Raw genomic sequence first — 15,953 nt, forward strand, 5'->3', positions numbered from 1 at the left:
CGGCCCGGGGGTCAGCGGTGCGCACCGCCGCGGGCGCGGGCCGCGGGTACGGGGTCGAGCAGGCGCGCCGCCCAACAGTGGTGCGCGACCGCCTTCGCCACGCCCAACAGCCCCGGCACGGCGAGGGCGACACCGGCGCCGAGCGTGTACGTGAAGCGGCTGTACGTCGTGTCGTCGCTGGCCAGGTAGCCGGCGTCGCCACCGGTCGCGGAGGCGGAAGCGGAGATCAGCACGCCCGCGGTGACGAGCGCGAGGGAGACGAGCAGCCAGCACACGGTGATCGCGGCGCGGTTGAAGCGGGCGTCGCCGATCGGGTCGCGGTCCTCGGCGGCCAGTTCCTTCAACTCGGCGCGTACGGAACGGTCCTGGCGGACCCCGCGCACGAGGAACACGGCGGACGGAACGAGGGCGAGCGCGCCGAGGAGGGTCAGGAAGACGGCGAACACGACGGTGAAGGCGTCCACGATGTCGTCGAGCGCGACGAGGGCGGTGCCGACGAGCGCCCAACCGAGTTCGAGTCCGAGGACGAACAGCAGGAGGAGGCCGAGCTTGGCGGGGCCGATGGATCGGCGGGTGAGGTCGTGGAGCGCGTCTTCGCGGAGTTCGCGGGGCGGTGCGGGGTCGCCTGCGGCGGGCGGGGCGGGGTCGCCTGCGGCGGGCGGGGCTGCGGGGGTGTCGCCTTGGGCCGGGGCGTCTCCGTCGGGCGCTGGAGGCTCTGCGCCTTGCGCCGGGGGCTCGCCCTCGTGCGTCGGGACCTGCGCGGCTTGCTTCGGGGGCTTTGCCGGAGCGGGCGGGGATATGCCGGGGGGTGGTGAGGGTGGGGGGTGCGCGGCCATGGGGCGGAGACTACCGGCCGACGCTGACAGATCGTGCAGTCCCGCCCCTGTTCCCGGAGGACGTGATGGTGCCCCCGCGCGCCTAGACCCACCCGCCGTAAGCCCGCGGGGACGCTGGTCTCCGCGGCCCCGGTGGTGGGCTGGCCGCGCAGTTCCGCCCCTCCGTTCCCGGGGGACGTGGGAGACACCCCGGCGCCTCCTGGACACACCCGCCGTAGGCCCGCAGGGCGGGGTTGGTCACCTCGGCCCGGTGGGTGGCTTGTCGCGCAGTCCTGCCCCCTGTGCCCTGCGGGCGTGGGCACCACCCCCAACTCAGCCGCAGGCCAGTGATGGGGCAGCGAAACAGGGGCTGGGGGTCCCCATTCCCTCTGGCGCAGAAAGCAGAACTGCGCGATCAACCCACCACCGAGCCGCAGAGACCAACCCGCCCGCAGGGCAACGGCGCAGGTGTCCAGGAGGCGCTGGGGGGAATCCCCCTGCTCGCGGGGCTGCGCGACAAGCCGCCCGCCGCGCCGGCGTCGCGGCCTACGCCGGGCCGCACGTCGCCGCGCGGGTCAGGAGGAGGGCGCGTTCACGCGCGTTGTGGGTCAGGGCCGCGGCCCTGGTGAATTGGGCGGCGGCCTCCGCCGGGCGGTCGAGGCGGGCCAGGAGGTCGCCGCGGACGCTCGGGAGCAGGTGGTAGTCCTTCAGCGCCGGATCGTCGGCGACCGCGTCCACCAGGGCGAGGGCCGCTTCCGGGCCGTCCGTCATGGAGATCGCGACGGCGCGGTTGAGTTCGACGACCGGGGAGGGGGCGACCGCGGCCAGTTGCCCGTACAGCACTGCGATCGTGCGCCAGTCGGTGTCCTCGTAGCGCACCGCGCGCGCATGGCACGCGGCGATGGCGCCCTGGAGGACGTACGGCCCCGGCGGCGTCCCCGCCGCGGTCGTCAGGGCGCTCGCGCGGGCCAGCGCCTCGAAGCCGCGGTGGATCAGGAGGCGGTTCCAGCGGGACCGGTTCTGGGCGGCGAGCAGCACGGGCCGGCCGTCGGCGTCGGTGCGGGCCGGGACGCGGGACGCCTGGACCTCCAGGAGCGCGTTCAGCCCGTGGACCTCCGGCTCGGCCGGCATCAGCGCCGCGAGTTGGCGGCTGAGCCGCAGCGCGTCCTCGACGAGCCCGGGCCGGACCCAGTCGTCGCCCTTGGTCGCGGAGTACCCCTCGTTGAAGACCAGGTAGATCACGTCGAGCACGGAGCCGAGGCGGGTCGCGCGATCGGGGCCGTACGGCACCTCGAAGGGGACGCCCGCCTTCGCGAGGGAACGTTTCGCCCGGACGATGCGCTGGGCGACCGTCGCCTCCGGGACGAGGAAGGCGCGGGCGATCTCCTCCGTGGTGAGCCCGCCGAGCAGCCGCAGCGTGAGCGCGATCCTGGCGTCCGTCGACAGCACGGGGTGGCAGGCGGTGAAGATCAGCCGCAGCAGGTCGTCGTCGATCTCGTCCGCGTCCGACGGCACCTCGGGCGGCGGGACGTCCTCCAGGGCCCGGCCGACCTCGGCGAGCTTGCGCGCGTACGTCTCCTTGCGGCGTACGAGGTCGATCGCGCGCCGCTTGGCGACGGAGACCAGCCAGGCGCCCGGGTTGTCCGGGACGCCTGATTCCGGCCACTGTTCGAGCGCGGCGACCATCGCGTCCTGCGCGATCTCCTCGGCTATGCCGACGTCCCGGACGACGCGGGCCGCGGCGGCGATGATCCGGGCGCGCTCGATCCTGAATACCGTTTCCACCGCGTTGGTTGCCGTCACGGCCACCCATCAGAGCAGCCGTGATCGACAGCAGCAAGTCGGACCGACCGCCGGGATCGGCCGGCAGGACCGACCGGAAGGATCAGCCGGCGGGACCGGTCGGCGGGATCAGCCCTCGGCGATCTGCCGGACCTCGCAGGTCACGGTGAACGCTTCGTCGTGGACCTGGAGGAAGCGCTTGGCCCACTCCTCGGCCTCCGCCATGTCCTTGCACTGGGAGATGGAGTAGCCGCCGACGACCTCCTTGGTCTCGGTGAAGGGGCCGTCGGTGGTCGAGAGCTTCCCGCCGGACCAGGTGATGCGCTTGCCCTCGGAGGTGGGGGCCAGGCCGGCGGTGTCCAACATGACCCCGGCCTTGGTGATCTCCTGGAACAGGGCGTCCATGCGGGCGGCCATCTCCGGGGAGAAGCCGGCGGCGTGGGTGGGGTCGTTCTCTTCGATGCGGACCAGCGTCAGAAAGCGGGGCATGTCGCGCTCCTCGGTCGTTCGGTGCGCGGGACGTTTCCCGCGCCTCACCCTTGCGTCGAACGACCGACGCCCGGATCGACACCCCCGCGAAAGAATCTCAAAGATCTTTTCGCGGGGCGTCGTCGGCCCGGCCGCTCAGTCGAGGGCCACGGACTCGAAGCGCCAGCGGTGCACGGGGCGGGTGATCAGTTCCGCAGCCGGCTCCGGCAGCTCCGGCAGGTCACCGGCCGCCGCGGGCTCGGCCTCCCACCAGGTGACGACCAGGACCCGGTCGTCACCGGCGCGGAAGGTCTCGCGCCGCAGCGCGGCGCGCGGCAGCTCCTGGGCGCGGGCCCACTCCAGCAGCTCCGCTCCCCGGCCGCGGACCGCCCGGGCCTCCCACATCAAGGCGATCGTCGTCATCGGCGTGATCACTCGATCCTCACGAGTAGAGGTTCTTCTTGCTGATCTCGTGCACATGATCGTGCGAGTGCGCATGCGAGTGCCCGTGACCGTGCCCGTCCCCGTGGTCCGCGGGCACGTGCGGGTCCGTCACCGGCAGCGACGAGTCCGCCGAGAGGTCCAGCGCCGACGCCGGCCGGTTGCGCGCCACCATCTCCGCGCCCAGCGCCGCCACCATCGCCCCGTTGTCCGTGCACAGCTTCGGCCGCGGCACCCGCAGCCGGATGCCCGCCCGCCCGCAGCGCTCCTCGGCCAGCGCCCGCAGCCGCGAGTTCGCCGCCACGCCGCCGCCGATCATCAGGTGGTCGACGCCCTCGTCCAGGCACGCCCGGACCGCCTTGCGGGTCAGCACGTCGACGACCGCCTCCTGGAAGGACGCCGCCACGTCCCGTACCGGCACGTCCTCCCCCGCCGCCCGCTTCGCCTCGATCCAGCGGGCCACCGCGGTCTTCAGGCCGGAGAAGGAGAAGTCGTACGCGGGGTCCCGGGAGCCGGTGAGGCCGCGCGGGAACGCGATCGCCGTCGGGTCGCCCTCCTTCGCCAGCCGGTCGATCACCGGCCCGCCGGGGAAGCCCAGGTCGAGCACGCGCGCGATCTTGTCGAACGCCTCGCCCGCCGCGTCGTCGATGGTGGCGCCGAGCGGTCGCACGTCGCTGGTGATGTCGGGGGCCAGCAGCAGCGAGGAGTGCCCGCCGGAGACCAGCAGCGCCATCGTCGGCTCGGGCAGCTTGCCGTGTTCGAGCTGGTCCACGCAGATGTGGGAGGCGAGGTGGTTCACCCCGTACAGCGGCTTGCCGAGCGCGTACGCGTACGCCTTCGCCGCCGACACGCCGACCAGCAGGGCGCCGGCGAGGCCGGGGCCCGCGGTGACCGCGATGCCGTCGAGGTCGCGCGCCGAGACGCCCGCCTCCGCCAGCGCGCGCTCGATCGTGGGGACCATCGCCTCCAGATGGGCGCGCGAGGCGATCTCGGGGACGACCCCGCCGAAGCGGGCGTGCGCGTCCACGCTGGACGCGACGGCGTCCGCGAGCAGGGTGGTGCCGCGGACGATGCCGACGCCGGTCTCGTCGCAGGAGGTCTCGATGCCGAGTACGAGCGGTTCGTCAGCCATGAATCAACATTCCCTTGCGTTGCCTTGCACCTGGTGCCGCATCACGAGCGCGTCGACGTTGCCGGGCTGGTAGTAGCCGCGGCGGATTCCGATGGGCTCGAAGCCGAAGCGCTCGTAGAGCTTCTGGGCCCTGGTGTTGTCCACCCGCACTTCGAGCAGGACCTCGTCGCACTCGAAGGCGGTGGCGTGTTGGAGCAGGTCGGACAGGAGGCGGGCGCCGAGGCCGGTGCCCCAGCTCGGACGGGCGACCGCGATCGACAGGACGTCGCCGATGCCGCCGACCGCGGCCAGCGCCGCGTACCCGACGATCCGCCCGGCGCCGTCCCCACCGCCGTCCCCACCGGCGTCCCCACCAGCGTCATCGCCGGCTTCCTCACCGGCTTCCTCCTCGGCGACGACGAAGCGGCGGGTGGCGCGCGGGCCGCGCGACTGGGCGAGGTCGGCCCAGAACATCCCGGCCGTCCACGCGTCCTCCGGGAAGAGGTCGTCCTCCAGGACGAGCACCTGCTCGATGTCCCACCAGCGCATCTCGCGCAGGACGACGGCACCCCCGGCGGGCTGCGGATCGTGCGGGTCACTCACTGCGGGGTGACCACCTTGTAGTTCTTCGGGACCTGCGCGTCGGGCCGGCGCAGATAGAGCGGCTGCGGCGGCAGGAACTCCTCGCCGGCCGCCAGCTTCGCCGCGGCGAGCGCCGCGAGGGCGCCGGCGCTGGCGTGCTCCGGCGGCCCGCCCGCCTCGTCGCGGGGGACGTCGGTGAACGCGTCCGGGTACAGCAGCGCGCCCGCGCCCGTCGCCGGGAGGCCGGCGACGGCCGCCGCGATGTCCGCCGGCCGGTCCACCGAGGGCCCGGCCACGCGCTCGCGCGGCGACGCGTAACGCGCCCAGTAGACCTCCTTGCGGCGGGCGTCGGTCGCCACCACGAAGGGGCCGTCGAAACGACCGTCGAACCGGTCGCTGGCGCCGGCGGCGTACGCGATGCCGTCCAGCGTGCAGAGCCCGTACACCGGCACGCCGAGCACCGAGCCGAAGGTGGCGGCCGTCACCAGGCCGACGCGCAGCCCCGTGTACGGGCCGGGGCCGACGCCCACGACGACTGCGGTGACCGCGTCGAGGGTGACGCCGGCCTCGGCGAGGACGCGGTCGACGGCCGGTAGGAGCAGTTCCCCGTGGCGGCGCGCGTCCACGCTGCTGGACTCGGCGACGACGGACGAGCCGTCGTGCAGGGCTGCGGTGACGGCGGGCGTGGCGGTATCCAGAGCGAGCAAGAGCACGCGAACAGCCTACGGCGCCGGCGACCGGGGCACGGCTCACCCTCGAACGGGGGAGCCTGCTGCTACCGTCGCCACGGAAAGCATCAAGTTCGACAGTCGTTCAGTTCGAGAATCGGTCCGTTGGACAGTCGTTCCTTTCGACTGTCGGTCCGGACCGGACTCCCCCGCTCTCGCACGCGAAAGGTGGCGCACGGTGGCACGCAGCTCGGGAATCGTGGCCGGGCTCACGGCGACCGCTCTGGTCGGCGTGTGTTTCCTCGCCTACCAGGCGCAGGCCAGCGTCTCCGACACCAAGGCGAAGCCGGGAGCGAGCACGGCGCCGGCGAAGACCCCGGCCAAGCCCGTCGACCCGCTGCTCCTGCCGGCGAACTCTGGCACCGGCGTACGGGTCGTCTACGCGCTGGAGTCGCGCCGCGTCTGGCTGGTCGAGGCGAAGAACAAGGTGACGAAGACCTTCGAGGTCATGCCGTCGACGGTGCACCCGAAGCCGGGGCAGTACGCGGTGACCTCGCGCTCCGGGCAGGTCCCGGGGTCGGACGGGCTGACGATCGAGCACGTGGTGCGGTTCGCCAAGGCGGACGGGGTCACGGTCGGCTTCAGCGCCGCGGTGGACGGCTCCATGAAGGCGCCGGACCCGAAGAAGAAGACGGGTGGCGTGCGGATGTCGCGCGAGAGCGGCAACGCGATGTGGAGCTTCGCGACGGTGGGCACGAAGGTCGTCGTCCTCCCCTGACGGACCGTCCGCGCGTCGGCGCGACCCGTCTCGCGCCACCGCGAAGTCGCCCGTACGGAGGACCCGTCATCCTGCCGCAAGGGCGCGTCCGGCTAGCCCACGCGGCCCTTTCCTCCGGCAGTAGACGCCGTTCCCCCGCAGGAGCGTTGGTCTCTGCGCCCCGGAGGTCGCCACGATCGCTCAGCTCCTCCCCCTGTGCCCTGCGGGCACGGGGGCACCCCCACCTACGCCCAGAGGGCGTGGGGGGACCCCCAGCGCCCCTGATTCGCTTCCCACCTCATTCACCTGTGGGCTGGCGGCGGAGGCTTTTAGGGGCGCGGGGAACTGCGCGACCAACCCACCACACCGGCCGGAGGTCGCCACGATCGCTCAGCCGGCGCGGCGGGACCGCGCCCCCGCAGAAGGGCTACGCAGCCGTGCGGCGGGATTCCGGGGACGGGGGCTCGCGGCGCGACGCGGCGTCCGGGTCCGCGGCCGGGTCGGACGCGGAGTCGAAGCTTTCGCGCCGCTCCGCCCGCGGCGGCGTGGAGACCGCGCTCGCCGCGGCACAGGCCGCCAGCAGTTCGCGCATGGACGGCGGTCGGGACTCGCGCTCGGATGCCGACATGGCTGCCTCCTGGAGTACGGGGGCCAGATTAGTTAGGTACACCTAACCAAGCTTCCGTACCATGGGACCACGCACGACGGGCCCGACGCAACTTTTTCCCGACGTCTTGTCGGAAAATCCACGGGCCGCCTCAAACATGCCGCGGACGTGCACCGCGACCGGCTCAGACGGACGCCAGGTCCGCGTCCGCCCACCGCGCGCCGTAACCCCGCAGCGTCACCGTCCGCCGGTCGTCGTCGGTGTCGCCCACGACGCGGTGGATCACCACGTGCAGCCGGTCGTCCGACAGGTCCTCGACCTTCCCGTCGCCCCACTCCACCACCACCACCGAAGCGGGCAGCGAGACGTCGAGGTCCAGGTCCTCCATCTCGTCGAGCCCGCCGCCGAGGCGGTACGCGTCGACGTGCACCAGCGCCGGGCCGCCCGTCAACGAGGGGTGGACGCGGGCGATGACGAACGTGGGCGAGGTGACCGCACCGCGCACCCCCAGGCCCTCCCCGAGACCGCGGGTCAGGGTCGTCTTGCCGGCGCCCAACTCGCCCGTGAGCATCACCAGGTCGCCGGGGCGCAGCAGTTTCGCGAGCCGTCGGCCCAGCTCCTGCATCTCGCCCGCGGAGTCCACCGCGCGGCGGTGGTCGACGGCGGGACCGGACGGAGTGGGGGGCGCGGCCGAGGCGTCAGCCGGGCGGTGCGGTGCTTCCATACGGGCCAACGTTAGCCGCTGTCGACCCGGCGCCGACCCGCGCGAGCAGGTCGGCCAGCCGGTCGGTGACCACCTCCGGGTGCTCCAGCATCACCAGGTGCCCGGCGTCCGGCACGATCACCAACTCCGCGTCCGGCAGCAGGTCGGCGATGGCCTCGCTGTGCGAACTGGGGGTGACCAGGTCCCGGTCCCCGGCCAGCGCCAGCACCGGGACCTCCCGGAAGACGGCCAGGGCGAGGGCCTTGTCGTGCTCGTCGAAGGCCGGGTAGAACTCCGCGACCACGTCGATCGGGGTGGACTCGATCATCCGTTCGGCGAACCGGGCGACGGCCGGGTCGACGTCCCGCGACGAGAACGAGTACCGCTTGATCAGCCCGGCGAACAGGTCGGCCGTGGCGCGCCGGCCCCGCTCCACCAGCTCCGTCTGCGAACCGAGGGCGCGCAGCACCCCGGGCAGCACCCGGCGCACCGCGGCGACGCCGGCGACCGGCAGGCCGTAGCTCACCTCGCCGAGCCGTCCGCTGGAGGTGCCGACGAAGGCGGCGCCGACCACCCGGTCCCGCACCAGCTCGGGGTACTGCTCGCCGAACGCCATCACGGTCATCCCGCCCATCGAGTGCCCGGCGAGCACCAACGGGCCGTCGGGCGCCGCCGCGTCGATGACGGCCTTGAGGTCGCGGCCGAGCTGCTCGATGGAGACGGGTTCGCGGTCCGGGCCCTGCTGGGCGGCGCCGCGCCCGGAGCGGCCGTGGCTGCGCTGGTCCCAGTGGACGGTGCGGACCAGGCCGCGCAGGGCGGCGCGCTGGAAGTGCCAGGAGTCCTGGTTGAGGCAGTAGCCGTGGCTGAAGACGACCGTGACGGGCGCGGGGGCGCGGCGGCCGAAGAGCCGGCGGCGGCGCGGGCCGCGGTCCGGGTCGGCCTCGTCGACCTCGTCCACCTCGTAGTAGAGCGTGGTGCCGTCGTCGGCGAGGGCCTTGCCGGGGGTGCCGCGCAGGGCGCCGTAGGGGCCGGTGGCGTCCAGGGCGAGCCGGGCCTTCTTGCGGATGCCGCGGCCGACGGTGAGGCGTTCGATCGCGACGCCCGCGGCCGCGCCCGCGGCGACCGCTCCTATGGCGACCCCGGCGATCCCGGCGCGGCGCCAGGTGCCGGTGGCGGAGGCCGCCGCCGCTGCCGCGACCACGGCGTCCCCCGTGCTGCTCTCGCTCACCGTGCTGCTCCTCGCTCGTCCCCGGCCTGGTCCTTCAGAAGCTGACCCTTCGAGGCGCCTCCGCCTCAGCGGGCCTCGGCGCCTTAGCCTCCATTTCCTCGATCAGGCGTTCTCATGCACGGTCGGGCCGACCGCCGGTGCGGGCAGTTCGTTGAGGTGGACGCGCGGCACCCGCTTGCCGATGCGGGTGACGATCTCGTACGCGATGGTGTCCGCGGCCCGCGCCCAGTCCTCCGCGGTCGGCTCGCCGCGGTCGCCGGCGCCGAAGAGGACCGCCTCCGCCCCCTCCTGCACCTTGCGTCCGCCGAGGTCGACCACGAACTGGTCCATGGCGACGCGGCCGGCGACGGTGCCCCGTTCGCCCCCGACGAGGACGGGGCCGCGGCCGGAGGCGTGCCGCGGGATGCCGTCCGCGTAGCCGACCGGAACGAGCGCGAGGGTGGTCTCCTCGGCGGTGGCGTACGTGTGTCCGTAGCTGACGCCGTGGCCGGCGGGCACCCGCTTGACGAGGGCGACGTGGGCGACCAGCCGCATCACGGGCCGCAGCCCGAGCTCCTGGTGGGTGCCGACCTCCGGGGACGGCGAGACGCCGTACATCGCGATGCCGGTCCTGACCAGGTCGAAGTGGGACTCGGGGAGGGTGAGGGTGGCCGGGGAGTTCGCCAGGTGGCGGACCTCGGGGTCGATCCCCTCGCCCTCCGCGTACGCCAGCATCTCGCGGAAGGCGTCGAGCTGGTGGCGGATCGAGGGGTGGCCGGGCTCGTCGGCGCAGGCGAAGTGGGACCAGACGCCGGTGACCTTGACCGCGCCCTCGGCTTCGGCGGCGCGGGCGGCGGCGACCAACTCGCGCCAGTCGGCGGGCTGGCAGCCGTTGCGGCCGAGGCCGGTGTCGGCCTTGAGCTGGACGCGGGCGGTGCGGCCGGACTCGCGGGCCGCCGCGACGACCTCGCTCAGCGCCCACATGCCGCTGACGCCCATGTCGAGTTCGGCTTCGATGCCCTCGCGCCAGGGGCCGCCCGGCGTCCACAGCCAGCACATCAGCCGGGAGTCGATGCCGGCGGCGCGCAGCGCCAGCGCCTCCTCGGGGGTGGCGGTCGCGACCCAGGTGGCGCCGGCCTGGAGGGCGGCCCGGGCGCAGGGCACGGCGCCGTGGCCGTACCCGTCCGACTTCACCACGGCCATCAGGGCGGCGCCGCGGGCGCGGGCGCGCATCGTCTCGACGTTGGCGCGCAGGGCCGCCAGGTCGATCTCCGCCCGGGCCCGGGGGTCGCGGGCGTGTCGGGGATGTGTGGTGGTCGGTGTGCTTTTCATCGGGCCCAGTCTCTCAGGCACCGCCGCGCCGCTGCTCGGGCGACTCCCGGTTCCCACCGGCGGCGGTGTTTGCTCGGTCGGGTCCGCCGACCGAGCGGTACGGCTCGGGTACCGGTCGGCGGCGCACCTCATGGCACGGCGGTGCGCGCCCTTGCGCAGCAGCCGGGCGGCCGGGACCGACGCGGGCGGCACCGGCGTGCCGTACGGGTCAGGCGCGTGCGCTCGTCACGCGTCCCGTACGTCCTGCCAGGCGCGGCCCAGTCCCTCCGCCACTTCGTAGGACGTCACGGGGACGCCTTTGGATGCGGCGTGCCGGGCGGCGAGTCCGTGCAGGTACGCCGCGGCCGATCCGGCGTCGCGGGCGGTGAGCCCGGCGGCGAGCAGGGAGCCGGCGAGGCCGGCGAGGACGTCGCCGCTGCCGGCCGTCGCCAGCCAGGGCGTCCCCATGGCGTTGACCCGTACGGGTGAGCGGGGGTCGGGGTCGGCGACGAGGGTCGTGGACCCCTTGAGCAGCACGGTCGCTCCGTAGCGGCCCGCCAGTTCGCGCACCGAGGCGAGCCGGCGCGCCTCCACGTCCGTGCGGGCGCCGCCGAGCAGCGCCGCGGCCTCGCCGGCGTGCGGGGTGAGCAGGGTGGGCGCGGCGCGGGCGCTCAGCCGGTCCGGGTCGACCCGGCGCAGCCCGTCGGCGTCGACGAGCACGGGCACGTCGGAGTCGAGCACCGCGTCGACGGCGTCCAGGTCGTCCCCGAGGCCGGGCCCGACGATCCACGCCTGGACGCGGCCGGCGCGCTCCGGCGGCCCGGCGTGGACCAGGGTCTCGGGGAAGCGGGCGATGACGGCGTCGGCGGCGTGGCCCACGTACCGCACCGCCCCCGCGCCGCCGCGCAGCGCGCCGGCGACCGCGAGCACCGCGGCGCCGGGGTAGCGGGCCGAGCCGGCGACGACGCCGACGACGCCGCGGCGGTACTTGTCGCTGGTGGCGTCGGGCTCGGGCAGCAGCCGGGCCACGTCCCGGTGTTGCAGCGCCTCCAGCGCCGGGACGGAGGGCAGCACGGCGTCCAGCCCGATGTCGACCGGCCGCACCGCGCCGGCGAGGGTGTGCGCGGGGTCGACGAGGAGCGCCGGCTTGTACGTGCCGAAGGTGACGGTGAGGTCGGCGGGCACGGCTTCCCCGTGGACCTCGCCGCTGTCGGCCTCGACGCCGCTCGGCAGGTCGACGGCGACGACGACCGCGTTCGAGCCGCGGGCGGCGCGCACGACGGGGACGGCGTCGGGGCGCAGCCCGCCGGTGCCGCCGATGCCGGTGATGCCGTCGAGCACCAGGTCGGCGGCGGCGAGCACGTCGAAGGGGTCGTCGTGTGCGCCGACGGCGCGACCGCCGGCGGCGGTGAGCGCGGCGAGGCCGCCCGGGTGGGTGCGGTCGGGCGCCAGCAGCACGGCGTGCACGCCGGCGCCGCGGCGGGCGAGGCGGGCGCCGGCGTACAGCGCGTCGCCGCCGTTGTCGCCGCTGCCGACGAGGACCACGACGCGTGCCCCGTACACCCGTCCCAGTAGTTCGGCGCAGGCGGCGGCCAGTCCGGCGGCGGCGCGCTGCATGAGCGCACCGTCGGGGAGGCGGGCCATCAGTTCGGCCTCGGCGCGGCGGACGGTGTCCACGGTGTGGGCGGTACGCATGGTTCCGAGTCTGCACCAGGAGGGGCCGCGGCGCGCTGTGAGGCCCAAGTGGGGCCGGGCCCGACGTAGTTGTCCGTGCGAGACCCGGCTCCGGCGCGGGTCGCCCGGGCTGCGAGCACGGGGTTGACGGCATCTCAAGTCGAACTTAGGTTTGCCTTACCTAACCGGCCGCTTCTCCGGCCGTCCACCTGCGAAAGGTGTCCTCACCCATGCGCTCTGCCGCTCGCCCCACGCCCCGCACCGCCGTTCGCACCACCGCCCGCGCCGGCGTCGCCCTGCTCGGTGCCACCGCCCTCACGCTCGGCCTGGCTTCGTCCGCATCCGCGGCGACCGTCACCAGAACGGTGACCGACGGCGCGACGTACAACCTCTCCCTGACCGCGCCGAGCACCGCCGCCGCGGCCGGCCAGAACGTCACCGTGAGCGGCAGCGGCTACAACCCGACCCAGGGCGTGTACGTGGGCCTGTGCGCCGTCCCCGCGGGCGTGGACGTCGGCAACCCGGCCACGTGGAACTCCAAGCCCACGCCGTGCCTGGGCGGTCAGGACCAGTCGGGCACCACCGGCGCTTCGCACTGGGTCAACAGCGACTGGTGGTGGATGGCGCCGAACAACTCCTCGCCGTACACCGTCTCGAACAACCGCGGCAGCTTCTCGGTGCAGATCCACGTCAAGGCGCAGGTCTCGGCGGGCGTCACCTGCGGTCAGTCCGGGGTGACCTGTGCGATCGTCACCCGCGCCGACCACTTCGACACCAACGACCGCAAGTACGACGTGTACGTCCCGGTGACGTTCTCGTAAGCCATGCCCGACACCCGTCCCACGGGCGCCGCAGGCCCCGGTCGCGTCCGCCGCCTCATTCGGCGGTGCGCGGCCGGGGCCGTGGCCGCGCCCCTGCTGCTGTTCGCCGCGGCCACGGCTGCCCCTTCCGCCGCTTCCGCCGCTTCGGCCCCCGCCGCGTCGCCTGCTGCATCGCCCGGCGAGGCCACCGGACCCACCGGCCAGAAGCTGACCGTCTCCGCGACGCAGGACATCGACCCCGCCGGGCAGAAGGTCACCGTCACCGGCACCGGCTACGACGTCGCCAAGGGCATCTACCTCGCCGTCTGCCACGTCCCCGAACCCGGCAAGGAACCGAGCCCCTGCCTCGGCGGCACCGACTTCTCCGGCGCCTCGGGCTCCTCGTACTGGATCTCCAACAACCCGCCCGACTACGGCCGGGACCTCGTCAAGAAGTTCACCGTCGGCGCCGACGGCAAGGGCGGCTTCACGCTGGAGCTGACCGTCAAGGCCAAGGACAGCAGCGCCGACTGCACCCGGGCCCGCTGCGCCGTCGTCACCCGCGCCGACCACACCCATCTGGCCGAGCGGGACCAGGACGTCGTCGTCCCGGTCGCCTTCGCCGCCGGCGGCGGGACGCCGACGCCGGAAGTCCCGCCGGGCACCGTGCGCCACCAGACCGTGCGCACCCTCGCACCGGCCGGCGGCGCGGCGCAGCACGTGGCCGTCGACCCGAAGGCGGGCCGGCTGTACGTCGCCGTCGACAGCGGCAGCGCACGCCGGCTCGTCACGTACGCCACCGGCGAGGTCGTCGGCGCGCCCGTCCCGCTGCCCGCCGCGGTCACCGCGATGGCGCTGGACACCGGGGCGCGCACCCTGCACCTGGCGCTCGGCAACCGCATCGCCACGTACCACACGGCGAGCGGACGCCTCACCGACGGCCGGGCGGAACTGCCGGGCAACGTCAACCTGCTGGCCGTCGACCCGAAGGCCGGACGCTTGTACGTAGCCGTCCAGCCCACGAAGTCGGTGGCGGTGTACGACACCGGGACCTGGCGGTCCGTCGGCGCGCCGGTCGCCTATCCGTGGCCGGTGGCCGGGCTCGCCGTCGACACCGCGGCGGGCCGCGGCTACACGACGTACGTCGGCCCGAACACCTCGACGAGCCCCATGACCTTCTTCAACATGCTGAACGCGGTCGACGGGCGGACCGGGAAGGCCGTCGGCACCCCGCTCAGCCTCGGCACCACCGCGCTCGGCAGCATGGGCGTCACCGTCGACCCCACCACCCGCACCGGCTACGTCGCCAACCTGGCGGCCGGCACAGTCTTCTCCGTCGACCTGGCGGCGAACAAGGTGACCGGCACGCTCGCGGTCGGCGCCAACCCGAAGGCGCTGGCGTACGACGCGACGACCCGCACGCTGTACGCGGCCCAGACCACGGCGCCGACGGTCGCGGCGGTCGACGTGCGCAAGGGCGCGATCAGCGAGGCGCTGAAGGTCGGGGACCGGCCGTCCGCGCTGGCCCTCGACGACCGGACGCACACGCTGTTCACGGTCGCGGACGGCAAGGTGACCCAGACGCAGCGCCAGGTCTCCCCCGCGGTGACCGCGGCACCGAAGCCGACCACGGTCACCGCCGGCCGGCAGGCCGTCTTCACCGCGTCCGGCACGGGCACGCCGGCGCCGGCCGTGAGCTGGGAAGTGAGCGCGGACGGCACGTCGTGGCAGCGCGTCGCCGGGGCGGCGGGCACGGGTCGAACGCTGACGTTCAAGGCGACGGAGCGGCATGACGGCAACCGGTACCGGGCGGTGCTGTCGAACGCGGTGGGTTCGACACGGACACAGCCGGCGGTCCTGAAGGTGACGGCGGCGCCTGTGCGTCCGTCGCCGCCGCCGTCGGCCGACCCGCCGTCGTCTGACCCGCCGGTCGGGGACCCGCCGTCCACCACGATCGGTGGCACCGGCGGGGGCCTCGCGCCGGCGGGCGGCGAGGGCGGCGGCGGCTCGCTCGCCGCGACGGGCTCGACCGCGCTCCCGCTGGCGGCAACGGCGGCGGCGCTGACGGCGGCGGGCGCGTCGCTTGTCCTCCTCCACCGCCGCGCCCGTCGGTAGAGCCGCGGCCCTGACAAACCCGCCGTTCCCCTACGGGTGCTCCTGACCCGCCCGCCCGGTCCGTGACGGGGGCACGGCACCCCCGCGCCACCTGACCAACCCGCCGTAATCCATACGGACGTTTGGTCTCCGCGCCCCGGTGGTGGGTTGTTCGCGTAGTTCCGCCCCCTACGCCCAGAGGGCGTGGTGGTACCCCCAGCGCCCCTGTTTTGCTGCCCCCGTCTCTTGAGTGCGGGCCGGGGCAGGGGGTTTTCAGGGGCGCTGGGGGTAGGGGGCGGAACTATGCGAACAACCCACCACCGGCCGGTAGAAACCAACCAGCCCCGCAGGGCGCAGGGGGATGGTGCGCGAGAACCGTCTACGGTCCGCGGAGAGCGACTCGACCCGCCGCCCGGGCGCGCCGGAGGGCGAGTGAGCCGAAGGGGTGCGCGGGGGAGTAAGGGAGAACACGCGCAGGCCGTGAGGTACGAACGGCTGAGCATGATCGACCGTCGAGCACGCTAAAGCACCCCGGAGGCGAACCGAGCCACCAAAAAAGCGGCTAGCCCTCTGCGATCACCACCGCCGAGGCCACCCCCGCGTCGTGGCTCAGCGACACGTGCCACGACCGCACCCCCAGCGCCTCCGCCCGCGCCGCCACCGTCCCCCGCACCCGCAGCCGCGGGCGGCCCGAGTCCTCCACGTACACCTCCGCGTCCGTCCACAGCAGGCCCGCCGGCGCGCCCAGCGCCTTCGCCACCGCCTCCTTCGCCGCGAAGCGCGCCGCCAGCGAGGCGTAACCGCGCCGTTCGCCGCTCGGCAGCAGCAACTCCCGCTCCAGGAAGAGCCTCGTCGCCATGCCCGGCGTACGCCGCAGCGACGCCGCGAACCGGTCGATCTCGGCGACGTCGATCCCCACCCCGATAATCATCT

General features: G+C 74.4%; 16 protein-coding genes. 3 read left to right on the top strand and 13 right to left on the bottom strand.

The features are described 5' to 3' along the window. Positions 1-11 precede the first annotated feature (11 nt). From ACH4E8_RS04455 to tsaB, 7 genes are all read right to left on the bottom strand, one after another. Positions 12-836 (bottom strand): hypothetical protein, encoded by an 825-nt coding sequence (locus tag ACH4E8_RS04455; protein WP_398444227.1) that lies wholly within the window; start codon positions 834-836, stop codon positions 12-14. Between the two features lie 525 nt (positions 837-1,361). Next, positions 1,362-2,618 carry an RNA polymerase sigma factor gene (locus ACH4E8_RS04460; RefSeq protein WP_398444229.1) on the bottom strand — a complete coding sequence of 419 codons (1,257 nt, stop codon included), beginning with the start codon at positions 2,616-2,618 and terminating at the stop codon, positions 1,362-1,364. A 108-nt stretch (positions 2,619-2,726) separates the two neighbouring features. Then, positions 2,727-3,086, bottom strand: a complete 360-nt coding sequence (locus ACH4E8_RS04465) for a YciI family protein (RefSeq protein ID WP_398444231.1) — start codon at positions 3,084-3,086, stop codon at positions 2,727-2,729. A 135-nt stretch (positions 3,087-3,221) separates the two neighbouring features. Next, complete coding sequence (locus ACH4E8_RS04470) at positions 3,222-3,488, bottom strand: hypothetical protein (RefSeq protein WP_398444233.1); 267 nt, start codon at positions 3,486-3,488, stop codon at positions 3,222-3,224. Positions 3,489-3,507: 19 nt separating this feature from the next. Next, positions 3,508-4,638 carry a tRNA (adenosine(37)-N6)-threonylcarbamoyltransferase complex transferase subunit TsaD gene (tsaD, locus tag ACH4E8_RS04475; protein WP_398444234.1) on the bottom strand — a complete coding sequence of 377 codons (1,131 nt, stop codon included), beginning with the start codon at positions 4,636-4,638 and terminating at the stop codon, positions 3,508-3,510. A gap of 3 nt (positions 4,639-4,641) precedes the next feature. After that, the gene (gene rimI / locus ACH4E8_RS04480; protein WP_398444747.1) at positions 4,642-5,166 is read right to left on the bottom strand and encodes a ribosomal protein S18-alanine N-acetyltransferase; all 525 of its coding nucleotides are present in this window, start codon (positions 5,164-5,166) and stop codon (positions 4,642-4,644) included. A gap of 50 nt (positions 5,167-5,216) precedes the next feature. After that, a complete protein-coding gene (tsaB, locus tag ACH4E8_RS04485) occupies positions 5,217-5,912 on the bottom strand; it encodes a tRNA (adenosine(37)-N6)-threonylcarbamoyltransferase complex dimerization subunit type 1 TsaB (RefSeq protein ID WP_398444235.1) in 696 nt (231 codons plus the stop codon). A gap of 193 nt (positions 5,913-6,105) precedes the next feature. On the opposite strand from tsaB, the gene ACH4E8_RS04490 reads away from it, so the two are divergent. Continuing rightward, positions 6,106-6,645 carry a hypothetical protein gene (locus ACH4E8_RS04490; protein WP_398444236.1) on the top strand — a complete coding sequence of 180 codons (540 nt, stop codon included), beginning with the start codon at positions 6,106-6,108 and terminating at the stop codon, positions 6,643-6,645. Positions 6,646-7,051: 406 nt separating this feature from the next. On the opposite strand, the gene ACH4E8_RS04495 is transcribed toward ACH4E8_RS04490, so the two are convergent. The 5 genes from ACH4E8_RS04495 to ACH4E8_RS04515 form a co-directional block, all read right to left on the bottom strand. Beyond that, the gene (locus ACH4E8_RS04495) at positions 7,052-7,252 is read right to left on the bottom strand and encodes a hypothetical protein (RefSeq protein ID WP_398444238.1); all 201 of its coding nucleotides are present in this window, start codon (positions 7,250-7,252) and stop codon (positions 7,052-7,054) included. Positions 7,253-7,415: 163 nt separating this feature from the next. Continuing rightward, complete coding sequence (gene tsaE / locus ACH4E8_RS04500; protein WP_398444240.1) at positions 7,416-7,955, bottom strand: tRNA (adenosine(37)-N6)-threonylcarbamoyltransferase complex ATPase subunit type 1 TsaE; 540 nt, start codon at positions 7,953-7,955, stop codon at positions 7,416-7,418. Then, the gene (locus ACH4E8_RS04505; protein WP_398444242.1) at positions 7,930-9,162 is read right to left on the bottom strand and encodes an alpha/beta fold hydrolase; all 1,233 of its coding nucleotides are present in this window, start codon (positions 9,160-9,162) and stop codon (positions 7,930-7,932) included. Before ACH4E8_RS04505 ends, tsaE begins: the two co-directional genes overlap by 26 nt. Positions 9,163-9,264: 102 nt before the next feature. After that, positions 9,265-10,473 (bottom strand): alanine racemase, encoded by a 1,209-nt coding sequence (gene alr / locus ACH4E8_RS04510; protein WP_398444243.1) that lies wholly within the window; start codon positions 10,471-10,473, stop codon positions 9,265-9,267. Between the two features lie 225 nt (positions 10,474-10,698). Continuing rightward, the gene (locus ACH4E8_RS04515) at positions 10,699-12,147 is read right to left on the bottom strand and encodes an NAD(P)H-hydrate dehydratase (RefSeq protein ID WP_398444245.1); all 1,449 of its coding nucleotides are present in this window, start codon (positions 12,145-12,147) and stop codon (positions 10,699-10,701) included. 209 nt (positions 12,148-12,356) lie between these two features. On the opposite strand from ACH4E8_RS04515, the gene ACH4E8_RS04520 reads away from it, so the two are divergent. After that, positions 12,357-12,947, top strand: a complete 591-nt coding sequence (locus tag ACH4E8_RS04520; RefSeq protein WP_398444247.1) for a hypothetical protein — start codon at positions 12,357-12,359, stop codon at positions 12,945-12,947. Between the two features lie 3 nt (positions 12,948-12,950). Then, complete coding sequence (locus tag ACH4E8_RS04525; RefSeq protein ID WP_398444248.1) at positions 12,951-15,041, top strand: endoglucanase; 2,091 nt, start codon at positions 12,951-12,953, stop codon at positions 15,039-15,041. Positions 15,042-15,582: 541 nt separating this feature from the next. On the opposite strand, the gene ACH4E8_RS04530 is transcribed toward ACH4E8_RS04525, so the two are convergent. Further along, a complete protein-coding gene (locus tag ACH4E8_RS04530; RefSeq protein WP_398444250.1) occupies positions 15,583-15,951 on the bottom strand; it encodes a holo-ACP synthase in 369 nt (122 codons plus the stop codon). Between the last annotated feature and the right edge of the window lie 2 nt (positions 15,952-15,953).

This window comes from Streptomyces sp. NPDC017979 (genome assembly GCF_044328175.1).
Lineage (GTDB): Bacteria > Actinomycetota > Actinomycetes > Streptomycetales > Streptomycetaceae > Streptomyces.